Origin of the sequence: Pseudomonas sp. FP1742, assembly GCF_030687145.1 — a bacterium.
In the GTDB taxonomy this organism is placed as follows: Bacteria; Pseudomonadota; Gammaproteobacteria; order Pseudomonadales; family Pseudomonadaceae; genus Aquipseudomonas; species Aquipseudomonas frederiksbergensis_D.
The window spans coordinates 737,382-763,257 of record NZ_CP117460.1 but is presented as its reverse complement, the minus strand read 5'-3'; the positions used below and the strand labels follow the sequence as shown (position 1 = coordinate 763,257).

The window sequence follows — 25,876 nt, the reverse complement described above, 5'->3', positions numbered from 1 at the left end:
GTCAGATCGGCCGACAGATCCAGTGCAAGTAGCGCCCAAGCCCGGCGAAGCTTGGGTGACGGCGGTGGGCCAGTTCCATTTCCAGCAAGTCGAGCAGTTCGGCGCGGGCCTGGAACTCCACCGGCATGTAGTCGTGAAAAACCCGCACTCCACTCTGGGTTTCGACCTGCCACAGCCCCTCAAGTTGCGCCGCCAGTTCCCGTGGATCAAGCGGCTGCTGTGGGGTCAGGCTCTGCTTCTCGCCGGCCATGTCGTTCTTGCGCATCTTGCGGAAGTGGCCCTTGAGCAGGTTACGGTAGATCAGCGCATCGCGGTTGTAGAACGCCAGGGACAACCAGCCGTCCGGCTTCGTCAATTGATGCAGCACCGGCAAAATCGCATGGGGTTCGGCCAGCCATTCCAGCACCGCGTGGCACAGCACCAGGTCGTAGGGTTCGGTGAGTTGACCGAGCAACTCCTGCCACGGTGCCTGAATGAACGTCGCCGTCTGCCCGGCTTCGGCGAAACGCTGGCGGGCGCCTTCAAGCATCGGTTCGGCGGGTTCGGCCAGGGTCACCTGATGACCGCGCTGGGCCAGCCACAACGACATGTGGCCCAGGCCGGCGCCGATGTCCAGTACGCGCAACGGACGGTCCGGCAGGGTTTCGGCCAGGTCGGCCTGCAGCACCGCGAGGCGGATCGCCCCTTTGGCGCCACCGTAGATTTTTTCGGCAAAGCGGGTTGCCAACTGGTCGAAATGACGATCGCTCATCAGCTGAACCGCCGTTCGCTGTCCGCAAGCTTGCTGCGCACCACTTCATTCATGTCCAGCCCCAACTCGCTGCACAGCAGCAGTAGATACAGCACAATGTCGCCGATTTCCTGCCCGGCATGGGCCAGTTTGTCCGCCGGCAACTGGCGCGACTGGTCTTCGGTCAGCCACTGGAAGATTTCCACCAGCTCGGACATTTCCACGCTTGCGGCCATGGCCAGGTTTTTCGGGCTGTGAAATTGCCGCCAGTCATTGCGGTCGCGAATGGCGTGCAGGCGTTCGGTCAGTTCAACAAGGTTCATCGGGCTCTCCTGAAGGCGTATAGCTTCAGGGGGATGGCGGGTGAAGGCAAGTGGCAGCGTTGTGCCTGCGTACTTGCGCCATACTCAAAAAAATCGCAGCCTTCGGCAGCTTCCACGGGAACCCGGGAGCACGATCGATAGCCCAAGGCTCGGATCTGGCAACCACGCCACCACTCCATCAGGACGAACACATGCAGGTAGAAAGCTTTTTCGAATGGCTCGGCCAGGCAATCGGTTCAGTCATTCGCTTTATCGTCGATGCCCTCAGTGGCCTGTTCAATCTGTTGAGCAACGCCAGCAGAAATTTTGTCGATGGGCTGGCCCAGGCATTGGGCATGGACACTTCGATTATCAGCATCATCACGTTGATCCTCGGGCTGATGCTGCTGTGGGCGGCGATCCGCGCGTTCATGAACGCGTCGATCATCATGGGGATTATCTGGTTACTGCTGGGGTTGTGGTTGTTGAGCTGGATTATTCACTAAGGCTGCCCCCAATCAATGTGGGAGCGGGCTTGCCCGCGAAGACGGCCGTCCAGTCGAAACTGATGTCGCCTGACACTCCGCCTTTGCGAGCAAGCCCGCTCCCACATTAGGTTTGCGATGCCTTATAGATTGCGCTCCCCTGCCGCTACAATGCAGGCGCCCTCAAGGAGCCTGCATGTCCAACCTGATTGCCGACTGGCGCGACCGTCCGACCCATCGTCGCGTCTGGGCGCTCGCCGCCCCGATGATTCTCTCGAACATTTCCGTACCGCTGGTGGCGCTGGTCGACAGTACCGTCATCGGCCACCTGCCCCACGCTCATCAGCTGGGTGCCGTTGCGGTGGGCGCCAGTCTGTATACCTTTCTCGCCTGGGCCATGGGCTTTCTGCGCATGGGCTCCACCGGGTTCGCCGCCCAGGCTTCCGGGCGCGGGGATGGCGCTGCGTTGCGGCAGATTTTGCTGCAAGGTCTGTTGTTGGCCATGGGCCTGGCCATTCTGTTGGGGGCGTTGGGCGTGCCGTTGAGCGGGGTTGCGTTGCACTTCATGCAACCGTCGGCGGAGCTGGATCAACTGACCCGCGAGTTCTTCCACACACGGCTGTTCGGCCTGCCGGCGGCGCTGGCCAGTTATGCGTTGGTGGGCTGGTTCCTCGGCACCCAGAACGCCCGGGCTCCGCTGGCCATTCTGCTGAGTACCAACCTGGTCAACATCGCGCTGAACCTGTGGTTCGTGCTCGGCCTGGAGTGGGGCGTGGTCGGCGCGGCCCGGGCCTCGGTGATCGCCGAGTGGACCGGCGCACTGATCGGCCTGTTCATGACCCGCAAAGCCCTGCGCGCCTATCCCGGGCATATCGCCTGGGCGGCGCTGAGGTTGTGGCAGAGCTGGCGCCCGTTACTGGCGGTCAACCGCGACATATTCATTCGCAGCCTGGCGTTGCAGTCGGTGTTCTTCCTGATCACCGTACAGGGTGCGCGCCTGGGCGATGCCACGGTCGCCGCCAATGCGTTGCTGCTCAACGGCCTGCTGCTGACCGCCCATGCGCTGGACGGTCTGGCCCATGCCGTGGAAGCCCTGTGCGGACACGCCATCGGTGCTCGCGACCGACAGGCCCTGCGCCGCTCACTGGTGGTGGCATGCGGTTGGTCGTTGCTGGCAAGCCTGGGGTTTGCCTTGCTGTTTCTGTTCGCCGGGCACCTGTTCATCCAGATGCAAACCAATATCCAGAGCGTGCGCGACACCGCCTTCATCTACCTGCCGTACCTCGCCGCGCTGCCGCTGATTGCCGTCTGGAGTTACCTGCTCGACGGCCTGTTCATCGGCGCCACCCGCGCCCGGGAAATGCGCAACGGCATGCTGTTGACGATGGTCCTGCTGCTGCCCTTCGCCTGGATGCTGCAAGGCTTGGGCAACCATGGGCTGTGGATAACCTTCCTGTTGTTCATGTTGCTGCGCAGCCTGACCCTTGGCACGTTTGCCTGGTACTTGCACAAGAATGACGGCTGGTTCAAAGGATGACGAGGCAGGTCTTCAGCCCATTCAGGGTCGATCGTTCTGCCACAGGTTGCGCAGGCTATCGAGACGCTCCTGCTGGGTGACTCCCGGCAATGGCTGCCGGGGCACGGCGTCAGGATGCTGCAAGCGCAGCCATAACCAGCCATCGAGCACCGGGCGTTCGCTGAAACCCAGCGCCAGCCCTTCCTGCAGGTGAGCCCACAAGCTGTTGTAGTCGGTGCCGATGGATCGGCTCCAGCGCCAGGCATGCTGCTCCAGCAGGCAGGTCTGCAAGGTGTCTCGCTGACGCGGGCTGAGGTTTTCTTCGATGGCCAGCGGCCTGACGGCAAGCCGCGGATTGAACAACTGCTGCCAGCCCAGACAGCCAATGGCCCGGTCGGCCCACGTGCCGCCAAACCAGCGCAGCTGGTCGATCGGGCCGAGCCAGCGACTGAGCTCCTGGGCATCGCAGGCATCAAAAAAATAACTCGCCGTTTGAGGGTTATAGAAATTCAACAAAGCCCGGTGATGCAGACTGAAGGTGACGGTGAGCATGCGCCGCAAATGCTCCAGCAACTGCGATGAAGAGGCTTCGCTGACCAACAACAAGCCGCTCCAGAGGTGGGGTTCCATTGGGTACAGCTCAGCCAGTGCGGGGCATTCGCGAAGGTCGACCAACGCCGGTCCGCGCTCACGCAACGGATGAAACTCAGTGCCTTCGAACAGCCAGAACCATCGGGCATGAGCAAATTGTCGTCGCAGCAAAGCGCCGCTCTGCGGCTCCCCCGGCACATCGAGCAACAGCCATTGCGGGGCCGGGTCGCACGCCTGAACGGCGCTCATGCCGCACCGCTCTGGCCAAGCCGCATCGCTGCCCGGCAAGTGCAAAGCGATTGCGCGCAATGACTGAAACTCCCCCCGCCGGGCAGCAGGCACAGAAGCACCAACGGTTCGCCGGATTGCAGCAAGCCCGATAAACCATCATTCGCGCGGTTGGTTTCAGTCGTCGAGGCCGATAGCAGGTCGGATATGACCGTCTTGGTGCTGGATGGCGACCTGGGAAGAAATCCGCTGATCAGGGGTTGATCAGGATCGCCTTCGATAAAGCTCACCAGCACTTGCGCCCCTTCACTCAAGGGCACGACACCCGCACTTTCCAGCTCGCAAGACAACGGCAACCAACAATGGCTGGGGGTTGCGCCTTCGCCCTGATAAAGCCAGTCAAACTGCACGGCAACCGGTCTGGAGGGATCGGGGTGAGACTCACCGACGTCGACTACCCATCCCCGCTGCAGGCTGGGCATCCTCGGTTTCATAACCGAATGAGCCGACACCAAAGGCACTTCCTGCGCAACCACGCGCAACTGGTTGCGATACAAAAAGTCTGGCTGCTGTCCTCCCTGATGCTCGACATGGGTCACTAGCCAGGGACGATTCCAGTCCGCACACGAATGACCGGACAACGGCATCAGTTGACCGCTGCGCAGCGTTGGCAGGTTCGTCTGCGCCTCGGCGACCTGCCCGCAGCCATGAAGCTTGAACTGATGCACACCCGGTCGTTCGATCTCATCCTCAAGGCGCCTTACTTCGCCACGGCGAAACTGCCCCAGGCCGTCGCCCAAGACCAGACAGTGCCCCCGCGCGCGGTGCTCGAAGTAGTAATGAAGCCGTTCCTGGGCGCATAGACGCTGGAGAAATTGCAGGTCCGATTCCCGATACTGCGTGCAGAAATCACGGGGAGGGTAATCACCGCTCAGGTCGAAGCGACAACACTCCTTGCCGGCAATGCCATGCTCCTTGAGCACCTGAGCGAGAATCTCCGGCACCGTGCGATCGCTGAAAATTCGCTGGTTGAAGCGCTGGGCCAGACAAGCCAGCCTGGGGCCCAGACGCACACGACAAAGCCCGGGCTCGTCGCCATGGCCAAGTTGAACCAGGCCAAGCAATTGCCCGTGAATGCCCTCGCCCTCGGGCCCGAAGTGCAAAAAGGCCGAGCGGTACAGCAGGCTTGCAAGGTCCAGCGTCGGATCATCGTTCAGCAGATCCACATCGAACGCGAAAGGCTCGCTGATGGCTTCACTACCGGTAAAGGCCAAGACCTCAAAGGAGTCGGGCAGACCCGCTATATCCAGACGAAATGACGGCTCGTTGACTGAATCGAACATCGGCGATTCTCTACAGGAGGGGCGGCCGGGGATTCTCGCTGAGAGACATGGCCGAGTAGAGTGCCGAAGTACAACTTAGGAAATGACCTACGTGAAAAGAAGACCGCATCGCTTGGATAGCCCGGTCTGCGGGTCATTTCGCTTGAAAAGAGAGAAACACCGCACCAGGTCATCTGAAATTTCCGCAACGTGTGGAGAATTTTCAGACAACCCGATGGGCGCGGTGCCTTACCTCAAGAAGACAGGTAAGACGAACGGGTCAGGCCCAGACGCAAGGCATCGAGGAACTGGGTGCGCTCGGCGGCGCTGATGCGGGCACTGGCGCACTTGTCGCGGTAGTGGGTCATCAGCTCTTCCGGCGACAAGTGCACATAACGCAGCATGTCTTCGATGGTGTCGTGGGTCTCGATACCGGCGTGGTACACACTGCCGTCGGCGTTCTGATAGATGTTCACCGAGTCGGTGTCGCCGAACAGGTTGTGCATGTCGCCAAGAATTTCCTGGTAGGCACCCACCAGGAAGATCCCCAGCAGATAGTCTTCGCCTTCGTTCAAACCGTGTACCGGCAGGCTGGTCTCGATGCTCTGCTCGTCGACGTACTGCTTGATCTTGCCGTCGGAGTCGCAGGTCAGGTCTTGCAGCACGGCACGGCGCAGCGGCTCTTCGTCGAGACGGTGCAGCGGCAGGATCGGCAGGACCTGGCCGATGGCCCAGGTGTCCGGCAGGCTCTGGAATACCGAGAAGTTGCAGATGTACTTGTCGGCCAGCTTGTCGTTGAGTTCGTCGAGCACCTGACGGTGGGAACGCTGACGGGCCTTCAACGAGTTGTGCAGGCGGCGGCAAACGGCGAAGTAGCATTGCTCGGCCAGGGCTTTTTGCGCCAGGGTCAGCTTGCCATCGGCGTATTGGGTGGCCACGTCGCTCATGTAGTGCGTGGCGCGCCAGTAGGTCTCGGTGACCATTTCGATGTCGGTCGGGCCGAGCAGGTCAACCAGCCACTGCACGGTTTCCGGCAGCTCTTCCTTGTTGTCGATCTTCGGCACGTCGTCGTTGTGTTTCTCGACGTCGGTCACCTGCACCACCAGCATCGCGTGGTGGGCGGTCAGGGAGCGGCCGCTTTCAGAGAAGATGTTCGGGTGCGGCAGACTCTGCGCGTCGCAGAACTCCTTGAGCATCCCGACCACGACACCGGCGTAATCGTCCATGTCGTAGTTGATCGAACTGGCGTTACGCGAGTGCGTACCGTCGTAGTCCACGCCCAGACCGCCGCCAACGTCGATGTGATCCACCGGCAGGCCAAGGTTGCGCAGTTCGCCGTAGTAACGAATCGCTTCCTTGAAGCCGTGCTGGTAGTCCGCCAGGTTGGCGATCTGCGAACCCATGTGGAAGTGCAGCAGGCGAATGCCCTGGTCCAGGCCAGCGGCACGGAAACGCTCGACCACCGACAGCAGTTGCGCCGCCGACAGGCCGAACTTGGATTTTTCGCCACCGGTGTCTGCCCACTTGCTCGACGCCAGGGACGACAGACGCACACGCAGGCCGACCTGAGGCTTGACCTTGAGCGACGCCGCTTCTTCGATCACCAGACCGACTTCGGATTCTTTCTCGATCACGATGAACACGTTGTGGCCCAGCTTCTGGCCCATCAGCGCCAGACGGATGAACTCGCGGTCCTTGTAACCGTTGCAGACAATGGTGCCGCCCTTCGGCGCCAACGCCAGTACCGCCAGCAGCTCAGGCTTGGAGCCGGCCTCCAGACCGATCGATACGTTCTGGGTGGCGATGATGTTTTCGATCACCGCTTCCTGCTGGTTGACCTTGATCGGGTACAGCGCGGTGTACTTGCTCTGGTATTCCAGGCGCTCGATGTTGGCGTCGAACGCACCGGTCAGCTGACGCACGCGGTCTTGCAGGATGTCTGGGAAACGCACCAGCAGCGGCAAGGACAAACCGCTTTTGCGCAATTGGTCGACTTGCTCGAACAGGTCGATAGGCGAACTGGTCGGGCCGTTCGGACGAACTTCGACGCGACCGGCGTCATTGATCGCGAAATACCCGGCCCCCCAATGGCGAATCCCGTAAACACTGCGGCTGTCCGCAACTGTCCATTGGCTGCCATCGTCTTTGCGTGTGCGTCGTACGGACATCGAAGTCCCCTATAAAGAAGTCATAGAGCGTCGCCTTGAGTTCAGGCCGGCGCAGTCTAAAGAATGAAAATGACGGTTCGTCAACGAGGGGGTAGACCTCGCTGACCGCAGTGAGTTTAGAAACCGGTCATGAACAGGCTCTGTGAAAACCATGGAGACGACGCCAGACCACGATGAAATCAGGACTGGATCAAGCCGCGGGTGGTTTTCACAGAGGCTGCTAGCCGCCGGACTTCTTCGCTTTGAAACCGTGTTTGATCAGCTCGGCCAAGAGTAGCTCGACATGATCGCCCTGGATTTCGATGATTCCGTCTTTCAACGCCCCACCGGTCCCGCAACGTTTCTTCAACGTGGTGGCCAGTTCCTTGAGTGCGTCTTCGGCCAACGGCACGCCGGTGATGGTCGTCACCGTCTTGCCGCCACGGCCCTTGCTTTCGCGACGCACGCGAGCAATGCCGTCGCCGGCCGGGATAACGGTTTGTTTACAGATGCAGGCATCCACCGGTTGACGACAATCCGGGCAATGACGACCTGCGTCGGTGGAAAATACCAGCCCACCAAGGGCGGCGAAGGATGCGGCTTTTTTGGCCACCGGCAATCCTCTTGGGAGGACAAAGACTGGCCGCAACCTTGGGCAAGGTTATCGACCGCGAAGCCCCACTCAGGCAGGGGCAGCGCTACTGAGCCGGGCACTGCCGGTTCAGCTTGAAAAGGTCGCGCAGTGTAACGGCAAAAAGCCGACTTGCTAAGAGCCAATCGGCGCCAATTTACAGCTCTTTTGCGACGTCATCCCCTTGGGCGCGAAGATAGCGCTTCAACGCCGCCAGAGAGTCCGGGCAGTACGGCTTCTGCTGGATTTCCCACAGAACCTGATCGATCGGGATGAAGCGCGCTTCGAGCACTTCTTCCGGCTGCAGGATCAACGGGCCATCCCACACCGCCGAAAACGCCGAACACCAGAGCCGGTTGCCGGTGTCTTCAAAGTAAAAGTGATCATGGGCGGTCAGTTCCACACCGCTCACCCCCAGCTCTTCTTCCAGCTCACGGGCCGCCGATTCGGCGTAGGTCTCGGTGGCCTGCACCATGCCACCGGCCGCCACGTCCCAGTAACCGGGGTATATCGCTTTGCTCAGGGTGCGCCGATGTACGCACAGCTCGCCGGCAGAATTGAACAGCATGATGTAGGTGCCGCGCCCGATCAGCCCACGCTCACGCAGGTCGGAGCGCACCAGAGCGCCGAGCAGGTTGTCCTGCTCGTCGACCCAGGCGATCTGTTCGGCATCGGAAGCCGCGCGGTGGGCGGCCTCTTTAGCGCTATCTACCATGACTCAGCCCTGATTGAGCAGTTGACGCAAGTCGATCACTGCGGCGTTGGCCCGGGAGATGTAATTGGCCATGACCAGCGAGTGGTTGGCCAGCACACCGAAGCCGCTGCCGTTGAGGATCATCGGGCTCCAGACCGGCTCTTGCGAGGCCTCCAGCTCACGGATGATCTGGCGCACGCTGACCGTGGCGTTTTTCTTCGCCAGCACATCGGCGAAGTCGACTTCGATGGCGCGCAGCAGATGGGACAACGCCCAGGCCTGACCACGGGCTTCGTAGAACACGTTATCGATCTGCATCCACGGGGTTTCAACGACTTCTTCGTCAACCTGCGGCACCTGACCGAGCACCGGGGCTTCGGTTTTCAGCGCGGTGTTGAGCTTGACCCGGCCAACGCTGGCCGACAGCCGCTGCGACAGCGAACCCAGACGAGTCCCTACATCACCCAGCCAGTTGTTCAGGTTGTCGGCGCGGGCGTAGAACAGCGCGCTCTTCTGGTCAGGACCCGACAGGCGTGCCTGATAGCGGCTCAGGGAGTTGATGCCTTCCTGATACTCGGACTCACTGGACGGCAGCACCCAGCTCTTGTTGTCGAAGTTGAAGCGCGGCTCGGCCTTGGCCAGGTCGGCGTCTTCGGCGGACTGCGACTGGGAGCGGGCGAAGTCTTTACGCAGCGCACGGCTCAGGTCGCGGACCTGGACCAGCACGCCATATTCCCAGCTCGGCATGTTGTCCATCCACAGACCCGGCGGGAAACGGTCGTTGGAAATATAGCCACCCGGTTTGGTCAGCAAGGTACCGGCGACGGTCTTGAGGGTTTCCACCGTGGTGTACCCGACGACCATCTGCTTGCCTTCTTTCTCGGCTGCCACCTGGGCATTTTGCTGAACCGGAAAGAGCGCGGGCTCCTGGCTCCAGTACCAGCCCAGCGCGATAGCCACCAACAGGTAAAGGCCAATCAGAGTAGCCAGCGCCCGACTGAACAACAGACCACCAAAATAACTGCGGGTGGCCGATTTCGGTTCAGCGGCACGCTCAGGCGCGCTGCCCGTGCGGTTCTTCCAGTCCAGCATGGCGATATCCTTTCAATCACTTGAGTTCATCGGTTCGACCACAACCCTACGCCATCGTGCCTCATTTGCCGCGCATTAAATCCTGCGGCGCACAGCGAGCCTTACAATGACTGCGATCGAAGCCGTCACTATAAATGAAGCACAGCGTTGAGCCTATGCGACCAGTCGGTCGGGAACTGAATGATGTCGCTTTGCAGATTATTGACTTACGACACTCATGCCATCGAAAAGAGGTGCTAGCATAGAGCCACCAGTCGACCTCAGCATGCACCCTAACTAGTAGTCAGGATATGACCGAGCCAGAAGACCCCAGCCGTGAGCGCCTCAAGCACCACTTTGCCCAGCGGGTAATTCATCAGGCACGTCAGATTCTTGAGATATGGCAACGTCTGCAGCGCAATGAATGGTCCATCACCGACCTGTCGGAGCTGAGCGAGGCCAATCTGCGCCTGCTGCGCTTCGCCGAACGTTTCGAACAACCGGAACACTCCCTGCTGGCACGCCATATCGGCCAGTCGCTGGAAGCCGTCGACGCCAATCGCGGGCGCCTGAGCAGCGGCTTGATCACCGACCTCAATCGCCTGATGCAGCGCTTGTCCCGCACCGGCCTGCGCCATGGCGACCAGCTCGAACACACCTTCCTGCCGCCGCTGCGCAAACCGATCTACGTGATGTTGCAGGATCACGACCGGGCCGAACGGCTGGCCAAGCAACTTGAATTCTTCGGGCTCAGCGCCCAAGCCCTCGACAGCGTCGCCGCGTTCCGCGCCTCGATGGTCGAGCGTTTGCCGGCGGCGATCGTGATGGATGTCGACTTCAGCGGCGCCGGCATCGGCCTGAAACTGGCGGCCGAAGCCCAGCAAGGCCTGGAGCAGCCCTTGCCGCTGTTGTTTTTCAGCCTGCACGAAACCGACACCCCGACCCGCCTCGCCGCCGTGCGCGCCGGTGGCCAGGAGTTTCTCACCGGCACCCTCGAAGCCTCGAGCCTGCTGGAAAAGATCGAAGTCCTGACCTGCGTCGCCCAGTACGAACCCTATAAAGTGCTGATCATCGACGACTCCCGCGCCCAGGCCCTGCACACCGAGCGTCTGCTCAACAGCGCCGGGATCGTCACGCGGACCTTGATCGAACCGATCCAGGCCATGGCCGAGCTGGCGGATTTCCAGCCAGACCTGATCATCCTCGACATGTACATGCCGGCCTGCACCGGTACGGAACTGGCCAAGGTCATCCGCCATAACGACCGCTATGTCAGTGTGCCGATCATTTATCTGTCAGCCGAGGACGACCTGGACAAACAGCTCGACGCCATGAGCGAGGGCGGCGACGATTTCCTGACCAAGCCGATCAAGCCGCGCCACCTGATCACCACCGTGCGCAACCGCGCGGCGCGGGCGCGCAATCTCAAGGCGCGGATGGTGCGCGACAGCCTGACTGGCTTGTACAACCACACCCATATCCTGCAATTGCTCGAAGACTGTTCATTCCGCGCCCGTCGCGAAAACAAGCCGCTGAGCTTTGCGATGCTCGACATCGACCACTTCAAACGGGTCAACGACAGCCACGGCCACCCCATGGGCGACCGGGTGATCAAGAGTCTGGCACTGTTCCTCAAGCAGCGATTGCGCAAGACCGACTTCATCGGCCGTTACGGCGGTGAAGAGTTCGCCATCGTCATGCCAGACACCGATCTCGAATCGGCCTACAAGGTGCTCGATGAAATCCGTCAGCGCTTTGCCGAAATTCACTACCCCGCGCAGCCTCAAGACCTCTGGTGCACCTTCAGTGCCGGCGTCGTCGAACTACGTGAGGATTCCGACAGCCTGATGATGGCCACTCAGGCGGACGAGGCGCTGTACCGCGCCAAGGACGCCGGACGTAACCGCGTGCAAGCCGCGCGGGAATCAAAGCAAAGTGCCACTTTTTCATCGGAATCGACCGATTCGGTCATAACGCTGTAACAGAAACGCAATAACTTCAGGCACTTACCATTCTGCCGTTGGTAGTCCGCAATGCGCCTGAAGCTGTTGACCAATCTCAATACCCTCCTTCTGGTCGCCGTGTGCGTGGCCCTCGGCGCTACCCTCTGGTGGTCGCAAAAAGCCCTGGAACGCCCCTATCTGTTGATGGAGCGTTACCTGGGTCTGTCTCAGCAGTTTCAAAATGAAGTGGCGCGCAACGTCGAGGATTACCTGGCCAGCGGCGACGCCCTGCGCCTGAGCGGTGCGGGCCAGGCCATCGACAGCCTGCAAAAGGAGCTCGGCGAATTACCTCCGAGCCTGGCCGATACCTTGCGCCCCAGCCTGTCAAACCTGGAGGAGTTCAGCAAGACGGACCTGCTGGCTGCCGGCAAACTCGCCGGCGATCCACAAGCCCTGCTGTTGCAAGCCGAACGCGAGCTCGGCGCCAGTCTCGATCAGCTCAGCCAGTACGCCAATGGCAACGCGGCGTACCTGACGCCTTTGCTCGCAGCTTCCCAGCATCTGGGCAAGTTGTCTTTGGCCCGGGACAAACTGGTCAGCAGCGGGCGCAGCGAACTGGCCGCCGATGTCGAGCGCGAAGTCACCAGCATCCGCGTTCAGGCTGAACAATTGAACACCTTGCCGCTGCTGGGGGTGACTGCCAGCAGTGAATCGAACACCGATGACTTCTCCGCCATGATGGGCCTGGAGAACACCGAGAAAGCCGTCGCCGAAGACGCCGGCGTCAGCCTCAAGCGTGAACTCAACAGCCTGCTCACCCGCTACCCGGCTGAACTGGCACGCACCCGCGAACAGATCCAGAAACGCGCCGACCTCAGCGCCGCGACTCACTTGAAAATCACAGCCGTGCAGCAGGCCATCGCCGGGCTGGAACCGGTGGTGCGCGCCCAGCACGGGCAAATCCAGGGCGAAGTGCGGCTGATGCAAGGGGTGATGATCGGACTTATCCTCTTGATCGCCTTGCTCATCGACACCTTGCAGCGCCGCCTGGCCCGAACCCTGACCAATCTGGCGCCAGCCCTTTCGACCTGGGCCGAGGGCGACTTCAGTCGCGACATTCAACTGGGCGCGACCAACCGCGAACTGCATGACATTCAAGCCTCGCTCAATCGCTTGCGCGCCTATCTGGTCGATCTGGTGGGGACGATTCGGCTCAACGCCGAGCAAGTCGCCGGCAGCAGCCGGACGCTGGCCGATTTGAGCAATGATCTGCACAGCGGCGCCGAGCATCAGGCCGGTGACACAGCCCTGATCCGTGATTCTCTCGGGGAACTCGAGGCGACGATTCAACAAGTCGCCGGTGATGCCAGCCAGGCCGCGGACGCCAGTCGTCATGCGGGACTTGCGGTGGAGCACGGTCAGAAAGTGATCGGCCTGAGCCTCACCGGCCTGCATGCGCTGGTGGGAGAAGTGCAAGGCAATGCGCAAATGATCGAACATCTGGCCGAAGAGTCGGCGACCATTGGCGGCGTGCTGACGGTGATCCGCTCGATTGCCGACCAGACCAATCTGCTGGCCCTGAACGCGGCCATCGAAGCGGCCCGCGCCGGAGAAATGGGCCGGGGGTTTGCGGTGGTGGCCGAAGAGGTTCGCTCACTGGCACAACGCACCGCTGGCGCAACGGCCGAGATTCAGACGCTGATCGCCGGCCTGCAAACCGCCGCGCGGCAATCGGTTGAAGGCATGCGTGCCCAGGTCGAGCATGCCGAAGCCACGGCCAACCAGGCCCAGGCCGCCGACGGTGCGCTGGATAAAATCGTCGGAGCGATCCAGACCATTTCCGACACCGCCGTGCGCATCGCCGATGTCACTGCCCAGCAGAGCGGCGCTGTCAGCGAAATCCGCGATCACAGTGAGCGGATTCATCAATTGGGTGGGGATAACTTGCTGAGGATTGGTGAAGGGCGCAGCCAAGGCGAACATTTACTGACATTGGGTGGGCAGTTGCATACAGCGGTGCAGGCATTTCGGGTTTAAGGGCTCGGGCCTGAACGCTACCAACGAGCAAGATTATCGACACCTGAGTTTTTGTATGAAAACTCCTGTTTATCTATACGGTGCTTTTAGTCATCGTTTTGATGCTAGAGTTTAGCGCTTCAATCAATCGAGCGTGCACAGGAGTGCCCCGTGATAGTTCCAACGTCGCCCCCTGGCGTATCAACGTCCGATACAGGAACTACTCAAAAAACTGCATACACAATCGTCGCCTCCTCCCTGCTAGCTGTATGCTTGGCTTACATCGGCTGGACATGGCTCATGTCTTCCGGCAACCCAGTGCTGACCGATGTAGTACTTAAACTACCCCTTGGCGAAAACGGCTTCATCTACGGCGTCAAAGATGATCGAGGCGGAGCAACAGTACCGTTCAGCTATCGATACTATGTCTATCGCGAACTGACATCCAACGAGCAAATAGCGTCTGAACTCAAGACCGCTGGTCCGTTCTTAGTCACCCGAGATCCAGCCATAAAGGTCGATATCCAAGGTTCAACTATCAATGTATCGACCAACCAGGAAGTCTATGAGTATCACAGCAGCACGCTGTTTCGACATACCAACAGTAACCACTACACCCCTGTAACAATCAACTTGTGTAAACACTCCAGCGATCAACCAACAAAGTAAGCCCGAAGCCTGACTGAAACACCTCCCTGCAGGAGCTGCCGAAGGCTGCGATCATTTGATGTTGATCCTGGCGGCGGATCGAGCGTTGAAGATCAAAGCAAAATATCGCAGCCTTCGGCAGCGCCTACGGGAGATCGGCGTAGTCGCATACATTGCACACTCAGCTATCATGCCCGCACCTCCAATACGCGAGATTGTCATGCGCCGTTTGCTCTGCCTGCTGTTTTTAGTGCTCGCCCTCCCGGCCTCCGCCGCCGGGTTGCTGGACAGTCGCCCCAGTTCCACCCTGGGTTCGATCAACAACAGCGCCGATTTCCTGCCGGTGCGCGAAGCCTTTCAGTTGAGCCTGGTAGAAAGCACGCCGCAATCGATCAAGCTGCGTTTCGTCGCCACCGAGGGTTACTACCTCTACCGCCATCGTTTCCAGTTCCGTGCCGAGCCGGCTGACGTCGGCCTCGGCGCGGCGCAACTGCCCAAGGGCGAACAGAAGCACGATGAATACTTCGGCGATGTCGAGGTTTACCACGGGATTCTCGATGTAGAGCTGCCGCGCACCGATTCCCGCGCCTTTACGCTCGCCGTGACCTATCAGGGCTGCGCCGACAAAGGCCTGTGCTACCCGCCCGAGACTGAGCGCCTGAGTATTGATGGCAGCGGCACCACGACCACGACGACAACCTGGAGCTGGCGCGAACTGGCGCTGTTTTTCCTCGCAGGCCTCGGCCTGACTTTCACCCCGTGCGTGTTGCCAATGCTGCCGATCCTTTCCGGCGTGGTCTTGCGGGGCCAGGTCGGCGGCATACGTGGCTTCAACCTGTCGCTGGCTTATGTGCTGCCGATGGCCATCTGTTTCGCTCTGCTGGGTGCCTTGATGGGCATGTTCGGCGCACAGCTCAATCTACAGGCACGCTTGCAGTCAGCCTGGGTGCTGGCGCCGTTCGCGCTGTTTTTCGCGGTGTTTGCCTTGGCAATGTTCGGGGTGTTCGAACTGAAACTGCCCTACGCCATCAGCAGCCGCCTGGACCGCATCGCCGGGCGTACCGAAGGCGGCTCATTGTGGGGCGCGGCGGTGCTGGGCGTGGTGTCCAGCCTGCTGGTTTCGCCCTGCGTTTCGGCGCCCCTGGCCGGCGCGCTGCTGTATATCAGCGCCAGTGGCGATGCTCTGGGCGGCGGTTTGAAGCTGTTCATGCTCGGCCTGGGCATGGGCGCGCCGCTGTTGCTGGTGGCAACCGGCGGCGCGGCCTGGCTGCCGAAAAGCGGGCCATGGCTGATCTACGTGAAAAACGCGATTGGTGTATTGCTGCTGGGGCTGGCGATCGGTTTGCTCAGCCGGGTATTGCCGGGTCAGATCACCTTGCTATTGATCGGCTTGCTCGCCGGTGGCGTCGGTTTGTTCATGGGCGCGCTGGAATTCGTCTATAAACCGCCGAGAAAACGCCTGGGGCAATTGCTGGGGATGTTCCTGCTGTTTTATGCGCTGGCCTGTTGGTATGGCGCGTTCAGCGGTCAGACCGATCCGTTCAACCCCATTGGCCAGGCCCGCATCGTCGCCCGCAACGAGCAGCAACCGCAAATCACCAGCACCTGGCAAACCATCACTACTCCAGCCGAACTGGACCGCGTTCTCGCCGAAGCCAAAGCCTCCGGCACGCCGCTGCTGCTCGACTGGTACGCCGACTGGTGCATCAGCTGCAAAGTCATCGAACACGAAGTGCTCAACGATGCCAACGTCGTCGAACGCCTCAAAGGTTATCGACTGATCCGCTTCGACATCACCGCCAGCAACACCGAACAACGCGCCCTGCTCGACCGCTACAAGCTGTTCGGCCCTCCAGCGTTGATGTTTTTCAGCAAGGACGGTGTCGAACGCACCGATGTGCGAGTGATCGGTGAGATAAACGCCGCGGACTTCGCCGAACGTGTTGTGAAAGCAAATGACCGGATTTAATCACCCGGTCACATATTTCGCGCAAACATCGGCCATCGTGCTGGCTATTGCATAGAACTGGACAGTCACAAAGGCTTTGCGGCATAGTCGCCGGGTTCTGACAATTGCACACAGTTAACAAAGGAGCAGCAGATGGCGACCCTATTGGTTTTGCACGGCCCCAACCTGAACCTGCTCGGCACCCGGGAACCGGGCGTCTACGGTGCAACCACCCTGGCGCAAATCAACCAGGATCTGGAACAGCGCGCGCGCAATGCCGGCCACCATTTGCTTTACCTGCAAAGCAACGCCGAGTACGAATTGATCGACCGCATCCACGCTGCCCGCGGCGAAGGTGTGGATTTCATTCTGATCAATCCAGCAGCTTTTACGCATACAAGTGTCGCATTACGTGACGCGCTGCTGGCGGTGAGCATCCCATTCATCGAAGTGCATTTGTCTAACGTGCACAAACGCGAACCTTTCCGCCATCACTCTTACTTCTCCGATGTAGCGGTGGGAGTGATCTGCGGCCTTGGCGCCAGCGGTTATCGACTGGCCCTGGAGGCCGCACTAGAGCAGCTTGAAAGACAGGCAACGGCTTGAACAACAAGCGTTAAACGCCCCTGACCGACCCTTGGGAGTTGATGATTCATGGATATCCGTAAAGTTAAGAAACTGATCGAATTGCTGGAAGAGTCCGGCATCGACGAGCTCGAGATCAAGGAAGGCGAAGAGTCCGTACGCATCAGCCGTCACAGCAAGACGCCGGCTCAGCAGTACTATGCACCGGCGCCAATGCATGCACCGGCGCCTGCGCCAGTTGCTGCTGCTCCGGCTGCCGCCGCTGCTCCTGCGGCTCCAGCTGCGCCTACGCTGAACGGCAATGTTGCCCGTTCGCCGATGGTCGGCACTTTCTATCGCAAATCCTCGCCGTCCTCGCCGTCCTTCGTTGAAGTCGGCCAGACCGTGAAGAAAGGCGACACCCTGTGCATCGTCGAAGCCATGAAGATGATGAACCACATCGAGGCTGAAGCCAGCGGTGTGATCGAATCCATCCTCGTCGAAGACGGCCAGCCGGTTGAGTACGACCAACCGCTGTTCACCATCGTTTGAATCGCGGAGAGCCTTTGATGACTGCGAAGTTGGAAAAAGTTCTGATCGCCAACCGCGGTGAGATCGCCCTGCGGATTCTGCGTGCCTGCAAGGAAATGGGCATCAAGACCGTCGCCGTTTACTCCAAGGCCGACAAAGAGCTGATGCACCTGGGCCTGGCAGACGAATCCGTCTGCATCGGTCCGGCCTCCGCTGCGCACTCCTACCTGCACATTCCGGCCATCATCGCCGCCGCTGAAGTGACCGGCGCAACCGCCATTCACCCAGGCTACGGTTTCCTTGCGGAAAACGCCGACTTTGCCGAACAGGTCGAGAACTCCGGCTTCGCGTTCATTGGCCCGAAAGCCGAAACCATCCGCCTGATGGGCGACAAGGTATCGGCCAAGCACGCCATGATCGCCGCTGGCGTTCCAACCGTTCCGGGTTCCGACGGCCCATTGCCTGAAGACGAAGAAACCGCCCTGCGCATCGGTCGCGAAGTCGGTTATCCGGTGATCATCAAAGCTGCTGGCGGCGGCGGTGGTCGCGGCATGCGCGTGGTGCACAAAGAAGAAGACCTGATCTCCTCGGCGAAACTGACCCGCTCCGAAGCGGGCGCAGCGTTCGGCAACCCGATGGTCTACCTGGAAAAATTCCTGACCAACCCACGTCACGTGGAAGTTCAGGTACTTTCCGACGGTCAGGGCCACGCCATCCATCTGGGCGACCGCGATTGCTCGCTGCAACGTCGTCACCAGAAGGTTCTCGAAGAAGCGCCGGCCCCGGGCATCGACGAGAACGCACGCGAGGAAGTCCTCGCCCGCTGCGTCAAGGCGTGCATCGACATCGGCTATCGTGGTGCCGGCACTTTCGAGTTCCTGTACGAGAACGGCCGCTTCTACTTCATCGAGATGAACACTCGTGTCCAGGTAGAGCACCCGGTATCGGAAATGGTCACCGGCATCGACATCGTCAAGGAGATGCTCAGCATCGCCGCCGGCAACAAGCTGTCGTTCACCCAGGATGACGTGATCATCCGCGGTCACGCGCTGGAATGCCGGATCAACGCCGAAGACCCGAAAACGTTCATGCCGAGCCCAGGCACGGTCAAGCATTTCCACGCACCAGGCGGCAACGGCGTTCGCGTCGATTCGCACCTGTACAGTGGCTATGCCGTTCCGCCGAACTACGACTCGTTGATCGGCAAGCTGATCACCTACGGCGCAACCCGCGACGAAGCCATGGCGCGCATGCGCAATGCGCTGGACGAAATCGTTGTCGACGGGATCAAGACCAACATCCCGCTGCACCGTGATCTGACCCGCGACGAAGGCTTCTGCAAAGGGGGCGTGAACATTCACTACCTCGAGCACAAGCTGGCTGGCGAGAAGCACTAAGCTTCAGCCGGAACATGACAAAGCCGCTTTCGAGCGGCTTTGTTGTTTCTGGGGATTTCATCCAAATTGAAGCAACACCCATTACCTGTGAGAGCGGGCTTGCTCGCCAAAGCGGTCTGTCAGTTACATCAATGCTGGATGTGCCGACGCCTTCGCGAGCAAGCCCGCTCCCACAAAAGCTCCGCGCTCGCGTAAACTTGCGCGCTTCTCGCAGCCCGCTAGGCTGCAATCTATATTTTTCAAAGGTGCCCGCCATGCCTTGGCTGCAAGTCCGTCTCGCCATCAGCCCAGAACAAGCCGAAACCTACGAAGACGCTTTCCTTGAAGTGGGCGCCGTATCGGTGACCTTCATGGACGCCGAAGATCAGCCGATCTTCGAGCCGGAACTCAACACCACCCCGCTGTGGTCGCACACACACCTGCTGGCCCTGTTCGAAGGCGGCACCGAGGCGGCCAGCGTGCTGGCCCACCTTGAGCTGCTGACCGGCAGCCCGTTGCCCGAGCATCACAGCGAAGTGATCGAAGACCAGGACTGGGAACGCAGTTGGATGGACGGTTTCCAGCCGATGCGCTTCGGTCAGCGCCTGTGGATCGTCCCGAGCTGGCACGCCGCGCCCGAGCCGGACGCAGTGAACCTGCTGCTGGACCCGGGCCTGGCGTTCGGCACCGGCACTCATCCGACCACCGCGCTGTGCCTGGAATGGCTCGACAGTCAGGACCTGAAAGGTTGCAACGTGCTCGACTTCGGTTGCGGCTCGGGGATTCTGGCGATTGCCGCCCTGCTGCTCGGCGCGAAAGAAGCGGTCGGGACCGACATCGACGTGCAGGCGCTGGAAGCCTCCCGCGACAACGCCGGGCGCAACAACATTGCCGAAGAGCTGTTCCCACTGTACCTGCCGGAAGATCTGCCACAGGTGCAGGCCGATGTGCTGGTGGCCAATATTCTTGCCGGTCCGCTGGTGTCCCTGGCGCCGCAACTGTCCGGCCTGGTCAAGCCCGGTGGTCGCCTGGCGCTGTCGGGCATCCTTGCCGAACAGGGTGAAGAAGTCGCCGCCGCCTATGCCCAGGACTTCGATCTGGACCCGATCGCCAATCGCGATGGCTGGGTGCGCATCACTGGCCGTCGGCGCTAGAATGAGCGCCTGCATAAACCGGATTGCCGCATGACCGATAGCTTCGTCACCCAGTGCCCGCATTGCCAAACCAGCTTCCGTGTCAGCCATGCTCAGTTGAGCGTGGCCCGCGGAGTGGTTCGTTGCGGCTCGTGCTTGCAGGTATTCAACGCCGCCAGGCAGTTGCTTGAGCAGCGGGCGGGCAAGGAGACGGTCAAACCGGTTGCACCGGCGCCCGTCGAACCGCCCGTGCAGCGAGCCATCAGCCAAAAGCAATGGACCGCCGCCGAAATGGATCTGGACAGCCTCGACCTGGACGAAGAACTCGCCCGGCTCGAGCAGCGGGAAATCCAGCCGACGACAGAATTCGGTCGTCCCCGGGAAGACAGCCTCAGCGCTCGCCGCGACAGCGCCGAGCACGACGACACTCCCTGGTCCGACAGCCTCTTCAGTGAATCGGCCGCCGATCGCGCGCCAGTCGTCGACGTGCAGATACCAGAACCAACGGCCGAACCGACGATCGAGCCGGGCAAACACTCGCGCACCGAGCCTTCGCTGTCCCTGGAGCCCGTGGCGCTGGGCGATGAGCCCGAAATACAGCAACTGCGCCTGCACGACCCACTCGACGCCCCGATCCCCTTCGCAAGCCTGTCGGCGAAAACCGATGACGATGAGCTCGACGACGACTTGCCCTCGGTCGAAACCCTGCGCAAGCGACGCGAGCCGGCCATGCGCGCTGAAGTTTTGCAGGATCTGACCGACGACCCGCTGCAACTGGATTGGCAGAGACGCCGCTCACCCTGGGGTCGGCGTTTTTTCTGGTTGCTGTTGATCCTGCTCGCTGCCGCCGGCCTCGCCGGCCAATACGTCGCCTACCATTTCGACGAACTGGCGCGCCAGGATCAATACCGCCCGTGGTTTCAGCAACTGTGTCCACGAATCGGCTGCACAGTGCCATCCAAGGTCGACATCGCCAAAGTCAAAAGCAGCAATCTGGTGGTCCGCAGCCACCCTGACTTCAACGGGGCGCTGGTGGTCGACGCCATCATCTACAATCGTGCGCCCTTCTCCCAGCCGTTCCCGCTGCTGGAGCTGCGCTTTGCCGACCTTAACGGCCACCTGATCGCCAGCCGCCGCTTCAAGCCCGGCGAGTACCTCAACGGCGATCTCGAAGGCCTGGTGGAAATGCCGCCGCAAACGCCGATCCACATCGCACTGGACATTCTCGACCCAGGCCCCAAAGCGGTGAACTACAGCCTGAGCTTCCACTCGCCCGAGTGAAACGGCACATCGTTACAGGCTTGACGGCAGATTTCTGACTCTGACCGTTCAAACCAAACCGTTGGCGATAACAGAATAACTGTTCAGATTTTGTTCAATTCAGCCTTTATCCAGTCATCGAGAGCGGGTATCATGCCAACCCTTTTTCGAACTCTCATGATCCGGCCCCACAACAGGGAAGTCCTATGTCGGCGGTACGCATCGGTCCATACACGTTGCACAACGGTTTGATCCTCGCCCCCATGGCGGGTGTCACCGACCAACCCTTTCGTCAGCTGTGCAAACGTCTGGGCGCAGGACTTGTAGTCTCGGAAATGGTCACCAGCGACATGAGCTTGTGGAACACCCGCAAATCGCGGATGCGCATGATTCACGACGGTGATCCCGAGCCCCGCTCGGTACAGATCGCTGGCGGTGATGCGCAGATGCTGGCGGATGCGGCCCGGGCCAACGTTGAACTGGGCGCACAGATTATTGACATCAACATGGGCTGTCCGGCGAAGAAGGTCTGCAACAAGGCTGCCGGCTCCGCACTGTTGAAGGATGAAGCATTGGTGACCGAGATCCTGCAGGCCGTGGTGGCCGCAGTCGATGTGCCGGTCACCCTGAAGATCCGCACCGGCTGGGACCGGGCGAACAAGAACGGTCTGACGGTGGCGAAGATCGCCGAGCAGGCAGGCATTACGGCGCTGGCGGTGCATGGCCGCACCCGTGCCGACCTGTACACCGGTGAAGCCGAGTACGACACCATTGCCGCGATCAAACAGGCGGTGTCGATTCCGGTCTTCGCCAACGGCGACATCGATTCGCCCGAGAAAGCCCGGTACGTACTCGATGCGACCGGTGCCGATGGCCTGTTGGTGGGTCGGGCTGCCCAGGGGCAGCCATGGATTTTTCGTGAGATCGACCATTATCTGCGTACCGGCGAAAAACTCCCGGCACCGGAACTGATCGAGGTGGAACGTATTCTGCTTGAGCATCTGGCCGCGCTGCATGCCTTCTATGGCGACCTCATGGGCGTGCGCATAGCTCGCAAGCATGTGGGCTGGTATCTCGCAACCTTGCCGGGCGCCAGGGAGTTTCGCGCCCACTTCAATCGTTTGGAAGATACGGAAGCACAATGCGCCTACGTTCGGGGCTTCTTCACCGAACGTTACAAGAGCCTGACAGGGGACGGAGAAGGGGTGGCCGCATGACGATGATGACCGAGACTTTAGTGAGTGGAACAACACCCGTGAGCGACAACGTGAATTTGAAACAGCACCTCAATACACCGAGCGAAGAAGGTCAGACCCTTCGCGGGAGTGTCGAGAAGGCGCTGCACAATTATTTCGCCCACCTTGAGGGCGCTGCCGTCACGGATGTGTACAACCTGGTGCTCTCCGAAGTCGAGGCTCCCCTGCTCGAATGCGTGATGAACTATGTCAAGGGCAACCAGACCAAGGCCAGTGAGCTGCTCGGACTGAACCGCGGCACCCTGCGCAAGAAACTCAAGCAGTACGATTTGCTGTAAGCATTCAATCAAACCAGAAAGGCGCCCGCGTAAAACCGGTCGCCTTTTTTGCTGACTCCTTTGCTTTTGATGGAAATTGAGATGACCGACCAGACTACCCGCCTGCCGATCCGCCGCGCCTTGATCAGCGTTTCCGACAAGACCGGGATCCTTGAATTCGCCAAAGAGCTCGAAGCCCTGGGCGTCGAGATCCTCTCCACCGGCGGGACGTTCAAGCTGCTGCGTGACAACGGCGTTGCCGCAGTGGAAGTCGCGGATTACACCGGCTTTGCCGAGATGATGGACGGTCGGGTGAAAACCCTGCACCCGAAAATCCACGGCGGGATCCTCGGTCGTCGCGGTATCGACGACGCCATCATGAACGAGCACGGCATCAAGCCGATCGATCTGGTAGCGGTCAACCTGTATCCGTTCGAAGCCACCATCAACAAGCCGGGCTGCGACCTGCCGACCGCCATCGAGAACATCGACATCGGCGGCCCGACCATGGTCCGTTCGGCAGCCAAGAACCACAAAGACGTGGCCATCGTGGTGAATGCCAGCGATTACGCCAGCGTCCTGGAAAACCTCAAGGCCGGCGGCCTGACCTACGCTCAGCGCTTCGACCTGATGCTCAAGGCCTTCGAACATACCGCTGCCTACGACGGCATGATCGCCAATTACATGGGCACCGTGAACCAGGCGGCTGAAACCCTCTCGACCTCCGGCCGCAGCGAATTCCCGCGCACCTTCAACAGCCAGTTCATCAAGGCTCAGGAAATGCGCTACGGCGAGAACCCGCACCAGAGCGCGGCGTTCTACGTTGAAGCCAAACCTGCCGAAGTCGGCATCGCCACCGCGACCCAACTGCAAGGCAAGGAGCTGTCGTACAACAACGTGGCCGACACCGACGCCGCGCTGGAATGCGTGAAGAGCTTCGTCAAGCCGGCCTGCGTGATCGTCAAGCACGCCAACCCGTGCGGCGTGGCCGTGAGCCCGGACGCCGAAGGCGGCATCCGTCAGGCCTACGAACTGGCCTATGCCACCGACACCGAGTCGGCGTTCGGCGGCATTATCGCCTTCAACCGCGAGCTGGATGCTGAAACCGCCAAGGCTATCGTCGAGCGTCAGTTCGTCGAAGTGATCATCGCCCCAAGCGTCAGCGAAGAAGCCCGCGCCATCGTGGCGGCAAAAGCCAACGTACGCCTGCTGGCCTGCGGCGAGTGGTCGGCTGATCGCGTTCCGGCCTGGGACTACAAACGTGTCAACGGCGGTTTGCTGGTGCAGAGCCGCGACATTGGCATGATCAGCAGCGAAGACCTGAAAGTGGTGACCAAGCGCGCCCCGACCGAACAGGAAATCAACGACCTGATCTTCGCCTGGAAAGTCGCCAAGTACGTCAAGTCCAACGCCATCGTCTACGCCAAGAACCGTCAGACCATCGGTGTCGGTGCCGGTCAGATGAGCCGCGTGAACTCTGCGCGCATCGCCGCGATCAAGGCTGAACACGCAGGCTTGCAGGTTCAGGGCGCGGTCATGGCCTCGGACGCGTTCTTCCCGTTCCGTGATGGCATCGACAACGCGGCCAAGGTCGGTATCACTGCGGTGATCCAGCCAGGTGGCTCGATGCGTGACAGCGAAGTGATTGCAGCCGCCGACGAAGCGGGCATCGCGATGGTGTTCACCGGCATGCGCCACTTCCGTCACTGATACGACGATCAACTGTGGGAGCGGGCTTGCTCGCGAAGACGGCGGCACATCCAGCATTGATGTGACTGACAGACCGCTTTCGCGAGCAAGCCCGCTCCCACATAAGAGCACCCCAGCGGTGCTATCAAGAATTAGCGTCATCCGAGGTTTTTGAAATGAATGTTTTGATCATTGGCAGCGGTGGCCGTGAACACGCCCTGGCCTGGAAAGTGGCTCAGGATCCGCGCGTGCAGAAAGTGTTCGTTGCCCCGGGCAACGCCGGCACCGCCATTGAAGCCAAGTGCGAGAACGTCGCCATCGAAGTGCTCGCCCTCGAGCAGCTTGCAGATTTCGCGGAGAAAAACGTTTCCCTCACCATCGTCGGCCCGGAAGTACCGCTGGTCGCCGGTGTCGTCGATCTGTTCCGCTCCCGTGGCCTGGATTGCTTCGGCCCGACCGCTGGCGCTGCTCAGCTGGAAGGTTCGAAAGCCTTCACCAAAGACTTCCTGGCGCGCCACAAGATCCCGACCGCCGACTACCAGAACTTCACAGAGATCGAGCCGGCCCTGGCTTATCTGCGTGAAAAAGGCGCGCCGATCGTGATCAAGGCCGATGGCCTGGCCGCCGGTAAAGGCGTAATCGTAGCCATGACCCTGGCCGAAGCCGAAGACGCCGTGCGCGACATGCTCGCCGGCAATGCATTTGGCGACGCCGGTTCGCGCGTGGTGATTGAAGAGTTCCTGGACGGCGAAGAAGCCAGCTTCATTGTCATGGTCGATGGCAAGAACGTGCTGCCGATGGCCACCAGCCAGGACCACAAACGCGTCGGTGACGGCGACACCGGCCCGAACACCGGTGGCATGGGCGCTTACTCCCCGGCTCCGGTCGTCACGGCCGAAGTCCATCAGCGGGTCATGGACCTGGTGATCTGGCCGACCGTTCGCGGCATGGCCGAGGAAGGCAACGTCTACACCGGTTTCCTCTATGCCGGCTTGATGATCGACAAGGCTGGTAACCCAAAAGTTATCGAGTTCAACTGCCGTTTCGGCGATCCTGAGACCCAACCGGTGATGCTGCGCTTGCAGTCGAGCCTGGTGTTGCTGGTCGAAGCTGCTTTGGCGCAAGCGCTGGACAAAGTCGAAGCGCAATGGGATCCACGTCCGAGCGTCGGCATCGTATTGGCCGCCGGTGGTTACCCGGGTGACTACGCCAAAGGCGTCGCCATCAACGGTCTGGATGCAGCAGCGGCACTGGAAGGCAAAGTCTTCCACGCCGGCACTGCACTCAAGGACGGTCAGGTGGTGACGGCCGGTGGTCGGGTGCTGTGCGCAACCGCCATGGGTACCAGCGTCGACGCAGCCCAGCAGCAGGCTTACAAACTGGCGGCTAAAATCGACTGGGAAGGCTGCTTCTATCGCAAGGACATTGGCTACCGCGCCATTGCCCGCGAGCGTGGCGAAAATCAGGAATAAGCCATCCTTTCGGCCAGGCAAGGGCTTGCGGCCCTTGCCGGACTATTCCGGCGCCGCGCATAGTTA

23 protein-coding genes are annotated in these 25,876 nt (G+C 60.7%); 15 read left to right on the top strand and 8 right to left on the bottom strand.

Annotated features, from left to right (window positions below; all coding sequences use genetic code 11):
* Position 1: 1 nt before the first annotated feature.
* Together PSH64_RS03315 and PSH64_RS03310 are read right to left on the bottom strand one after the other, a co-directional pair.
* Complete coding sequence (locus PSH64_RS03315) at positions 2–751, bottom strand: methyltransferase domain-containing protein (RefSeq protein ID WP_305479896.1); 750 nt, start codon at positions 749–751, stop codon at positions 2–4.
* The gene (locus PSH64_RS03310; protein WP_008011269.1) at positions 751–1,053 is read right to left on the bottom strand and encodes a MazG-like family protein; all 303 of its coding nucleotides are present in this window, start codon (positions 1,051–1,053) and stop codon (positions 751–753) included. The genes PSH64_RS03315 and PSH64_RS03310 overlap by 1 nt, the downstream gene beginning before the upstream one ends.
* Positions 1,054–1,244: 191 nt before the next feature.
* On the opposite strand from PSH64_RS03310, the gene PSH64_RS03305 reads away from it, so the two are divergent.
* Positions 1,245–1,538, top strand: a complete 294-nt coding sequence (locus tag PSH64_RS03305) for a hypothetical protein (RefSeq protein ID WP_105340394.1) — start codon at positions 1,245–1,247, stop codon at positions 1,536–1,538.
* 175 nt (positions 1,539–1,713) lie between these two features.
* Complete coding sequence (locus PSH64_RS03300; protein WP_305479895.1) at positions 1,714–3,054, top strand: MATE family efflux transporter; 1,341 nt, start codon at positions 1,714–1,716, stop codon at positions 3,052–3,054.
* Between the two features lie 21 nt (positions 3,055–3,075).
* Here the strand turns inward: PSH64_RS03300 and PSH64_RS03295 are convergent, their stop codons facing one another.
* The 6 genes from PSH64_RS03295 to PSH64_RS03270 form a co-directional block, all read right to left on the bottom strand.
* Positions 3,076–3,873 (bottom strand): DUF4123 domain-containing protein, encoded by a 798-nt coding sequence (locus tag PSH64_RS03295; RefSeq protein ID WP_105340396.1) that lies wholly within the window; start codon positions 3,871–3,873, stop codon positions 3,076–3,078.
* Positions 3,870–5,195 carry a type VI secretion system Vgr family protein gene (locus PSH64_RS03290; RefSeq protein WP_305479893.1) on the bottom strand — a complete coding sequence of 442 codons (1,326 nt, stop codon included), beginning with the start codon at positions 5,193–5,195 and terminating at the stop codon, positions 3,870–3,872. The genes PSH64_RS03295 and PSH64_RS03290 overlap by 4 nt, the downstream gene beginning before the upstream one ends.
* Before the next feature lie 233 nt (positions 5,196–5,428).
* A complete protein-coding gene (gene speA / locus PSH64_RS03285; protein ID WP_008069058.1) occupies positions 5,429–7,342 on the bottom strand; it encodes an arginine decarboxylase in 1,914 nt (637 codons plus the stop codon).
* A gap of 220 nt (positions 7,343–7,562) precedes the next feature.
* Positions 7,563–7,934, bottom strand: coding sequence for a translation initiation factor Sui1 (locus PSH64_RS03280; RefSeq protein WP_105340398.1), 372 nt, complete (start codon positions 7,932–7,934; stop codon positions 7,563–7,565).
* Positions 7,935–8,109: 175 nt separating this feature from the next.
* Complete coding sequence (locus PSH64_RS03275) at positions 8,110–8,667, bottom strand: NUDIX hydrolase (RefSeq protein ID WP_305479892.1); 558 nt, start codon at positions 8,665–8,667, stop codon at positions 8,110–8,112.
* Between the two features lie 3 nt (positions 8,668–8,670).
* Entirely contained in the window at positions 8,671–9,738 is a 1,068-nt protein-coding gene (locus PSH64_RS03270; RefSeq protein ID WP_305479891.1) for a DUF2333 family protein, read from the bottom strand.
* Positions 9,739–10,028: 290 nt separating this feature from the next.
* Here PSH64_RS03270 and gcbA point away from each other — a divergent pair, with 290 nt between their 5' ends.
* The 13 genes from gcbA (at position 10,029) to purD (ending at position 25,810) form a co-directional block, all read left to right on the top strand.
* Positions 10,029–11,699: a diguanylate cyclase GcbA gene (gene gcbA, locus PSH64_RS03265; protein WP_105340401.1), complete on the top strand. Its 1,671-nt coding sequence runs from the start codon at positions 10,029–10,031 to the stop codon at positions 11,697–11,699.
* 51 nt (positions 11,700–11,750) lie between these two features.
* Positions 11,751–13,697 (top strand): methyl-accepting chemotaxis protein, encoded by a 1,947-nt coding sequence (locus tag PSH64_RS03260; protein WP_305479890.1) that lies wholly within the window; start codon positions 11,751–11,753, stop codon positions 13,695–13,697.
* A 279-nt stretch (positions 13,698–13,976) separates the two neighbouring features.
* Positions 13,977–14,345, top strand: a complete 369-nt coding sequence (locus PSH64_RS03255; protein ID WP_230175426.1) for a hypothetical protein — start codon at positions 13,977–13,979, stop codon at positions 14,343–14,345.
* Between the two features lie 199 nt (positions 14,346–14,544).
* Positions 14,545–16,293, top strand: a complete 1,749-nt coding sequence (locus PSH64_RS03250) for a protein-disulfide reductase DsbD (protein ID WP_305479889.1) — start codon at positions 14,545–14,547, stop codon at positions 16,291–16,293.
* A gap of 132 nt (positions 16,294–16,425) precedes the next feature.
* The gene (gene aroQ, locus PSH64_RS03245; protein WP_007937215.1) at positions 16,426–16,878 is read left to right on the top strand and encodes a type II 3-dehydroquinate dehydratase; all 453 of its coding nucleotides are present in this window, start codon (positions 16,426–16,428) and stop codon (positions 16,876–16,878) included.
* A 48-nt stretch (positions 16,879–16,926) separates the two neighbouring features.
* Positions 16,927–17,388: an acetyl-CoA carboxylase biotin carboxyl carrier protein gene (gene accB / locus PSH64_RS03240; RefSeq protein WP_105340403.1), complete on the top strand. Its 462-nt coding sequence runs from the start codon at positions 16,927–16,929 to the stop codon at positions 17,386–17,388.
* 17 nt (positions 17,389–17,405) lie between these two features.
* The gene (gene accC, locus PSH64_RS03235; RefSeq protein ID WP_105340404.1) at positions 17,406–18,764 is read left to right on the top strand and encodes an acetyl-CoA carboxylase biotin carboxylase subunit; all 1,359 of its coding nucleotides are present in this window, start codon (positions 17,406–17,408) and stop codon (positions 18,762–18,764) included.
* Between the two features lie 254 nt (positions 18,765–19,018).
* Complete coding sequence (prmA, locus tag PSH64_RS03230) at positions 19,019–19,897, top strand: 50S ribosomal protein L11 methyltransferase (RefSeq protein ID WP_105340405.1); 879 nt, start codon at positions 19,019–19,021, stop codon at positions 19,895–19,897.
* A 30-nt stretch (positions 19,898–19,927) separates the two neighbouring features.
* Positions 19,928–21,157, top strand: coding sequence for a DUF3426 domain-containing protein (locus PSH64_RS03225; protein ID WP_305479888.1), 1,230 nt, complete (start codon positions 19,928–19,930; stop codon positions 21,155–21,157).
* Positions 21,158–21,342: 185 nt separating this feature from the next.
* Positions 21,343–22,353, top strand: coding sequence for a tRNA dihydrouridine synthase DusB (dusB, locus tag PSH64_RS03220; protein ID WP_305479887.1), 1,011 nt, complete (start codon positions 21,343–21,345; stop codon positions 22,351–22,353).
* Positions 22,350–22,670, top strand: a complete 321-nt coding sequence (fis, locus tag PSH64_RS03215) for a DNA-binding transcriptional regulator Fis (protein ID WP_007907419.1) — start codon at positions 22,350–22,352, stop codon at positions 22,668–22,670. The genes dusB and fis overlap by 4 nt, the downstream gene beginning before the upstream one ends.
* Before the next feature lie 81 nt (positions 22,671–22,751).
* Positions 22,752–24,359, top strand: a complete 1,608-nt coding sequence (gene purH, locus PSH64_RS03210) for a bifunctional phosphoribosylaminoimidazolecarboxamide formyltransferase/IMP cyclohydrolase (RefSeq protein ID WP_105340408.1) — start codon at positions 22,752–22,754, stop codon at positions 24,357–24,359.
* 155 nt (positions 24,360–24,514) lie between these two features.
* A complete protein-coding gene (purD, locus tag PSH64_RS03205; RefSeq protein WP_305479886.1) occupies positions 24,515–25,810 on the top strand; it encodes a phosphoribosylamine--glycine ligase in 1,296 nt (431 codons plus the stop codon).
* The last annotated feature ends 66 nt before the right edge of the window (positions 25,811–25,876 follow it).